General features: G+C 46.7%; 2 protein-coding genes. One reads left to right on the top strand and one right to left on the bottom strand.

What is annotated here, in order from left to right; translation table 11 throughout:
• Positions 1-318: hypothetical protein (locus GX117_14540; GenBank protein NLO34547.1), on the bottom strand; the 318-nt coding region annotated here is incomplete at its 3' end.
• Positions 319-709: 391 nt separating this feature from the next.
• Here GX117_14540 and GX117_14545 point away from each other — a divergent pair.
• Positions 710-1,645, top strand: coding sequence for a hypothetical protein (locus GX117_14545; protein ID NLO34548.1), 936 nt, complete (start codon positions 710-712; stop codon positions 1,643-1,645).
• Positions 1,646-1,893 lie beyond the last annotated feature (248 nt).

Here is a 1,893-nt window from a genome sequence, read left to right on the forward strand (position 1 = left end):
AAGTATTTCGCTGCGTTCCAGCGTCAGCATCTCCCCTTGGGATGGTGCGTAACTATAGGCAGCCATCGTTTGCTCGCGGCTCTGTTCTTTGCGGGCTTTAACATCATGAACAATGAGACCGGTCATCCCGCCCACAGCCGCGCCTATAAGCGCCCCTTCAATGGCATGTCCGCTTTGATGACCGATAATACCGCCGGCCAATGCGCCGAGTCCCGCGCCCAAACCGGCCGCTTCGCCATGGGTCTGACATCCGCTTAAGGACAAGACCATACCGCCGGCGACAATCATAGTTACCAAAAATACAAAACGATGGTTCATTTTCTGCTTCCTTTGTCTTTTCAACTCATTTCCATGCAAGTTACTACATACTACTAGACTGCAACAGCCCCTTTTTATTCAATTTTTCCTACACCTAAGATACAACAAATTTTGAAATGAAACTAATCCATGCCACCCCAATAATCATATATTCTTATTGTCAAACATTACAAATTGAGGCGATTTCCGGTAACTAAGTTGTATTCATCCCTATGAATTGGTTATATAGGATGCGCTCCCCGTCTTGCTTTTAATCGAAGGTTTACCTGATAAGTGCTTCGGATTGAATTTTGTTTTTCTTCAAGACCGATAAAACCTTTGCGAACAAAAGAGATGACGGTATAAGTGCGCTGTAATTCCCTTTTAAAAAACACATGCTATCCAATGATGAATGGAATTTTCTATAACCATGCCTGTACAGGGTTCCCAGTTTCAGTATACCGGGCAATCACTATTCTCAAGCTCTTTTTTATATAGCCTTTTAGTGGTATTTCCGTTGACCTTGCTTCTTTGTCTCCTTGCAGTCAATCGAGGAGCGTGGAGCGGTGCTGTGGAAGAGGAAGCTCACGCCCAATCTGCAGAACACCCTTTGGCTTTGTGTGACCCTATCGAAAGCCCCCCAATTGCTTTAACTGAAAAGAATAATGATCCGTGGGAGCCCAATTGGTTCATCCTTCCTGCGGTGATCAATGTCTATCCGAAACTGGAAAGTGAGCGCTTAATCCGAAAATATTTTAATCCCGGCATGCGCCTCCTCGCGCCCGGATCCGACAATGTGCGCACCGTCTCTTCCTTGCGAGATGATCATTTGCTTTGGGTTCCCGATTTTGCTGTGGGCCGTGTATTGTCTCCCAACTGGGCGCTCTATCTTCACTTTGGATATTCCGGCGGCACCGTTCGCACAAAGGCCAATGATCGTTCCTTACTGCTCTTGCCGCTACGCACGGATTTCGAAATATTTCGTTCTTCCGCTTATCTCGGCTTATGCATTGATGGCTTTCCCTGGGGAATACCGGAGCCTCGAAGGTACAAGGGGATCCGCGATCACCTGCGCCACACAAAACCATTCTTTGGCTTTCGGTTAACACAAAATTATGCCGGCTATAAAGTGAAAGCCAAAGCACAACTCTCGCCGCTGCCCAAGTTTTTAAATTTTCAACAAAGGGAAAACTGGTGGGTCACCACACTCAATCTGAATATTGGCGCAGACATACCTATCAACGAGCGCAACGTGTTTGTGCTGAACGGCGGATATAATTTTTCATTCCACCGCGCATATGACTTTAACGGTGTTGCGATCACCGCAGGGTGGAAACATTATTTTTAAGGAGGCAGCACGCAAAGGCTGTCAGGCGCTGCCTCCGAATCTGCATTGTTTCTCAGAGGGCGTAGCACGTCTTTCACGCACACCCCGAATCATTATATACCCAACTCTTTCACAAGCATGTTGCGGAAATAAACGATATCGCCATGACCTAAGAATCCAATATGTCCTTTTGTATTCTTCAGCCCCGGGTGCTCTTTGCCGTCAATGGTACCGTCTTATCTTGCTTCGTCAATATCCGCATCCACAAT

This window comes from Candidatus Hydrogenedentota bacterium, from assembly GCA_012523015.1.
Taxonomy (GTDB): Bacteria; Hydrogenedentota; Hydrogenedentia; order Hydrogenedentales; family CAITNO01; genus JAAYBJ01.

Coding starts and splice junctions, on each gene's coding strand:
- GX117_14545 (NLO34548.1), top strand. CDS start 710: ATGGAATTTTCTATAACCATGCCTGTACAGGGTTCCCAGTTTCAGTAT.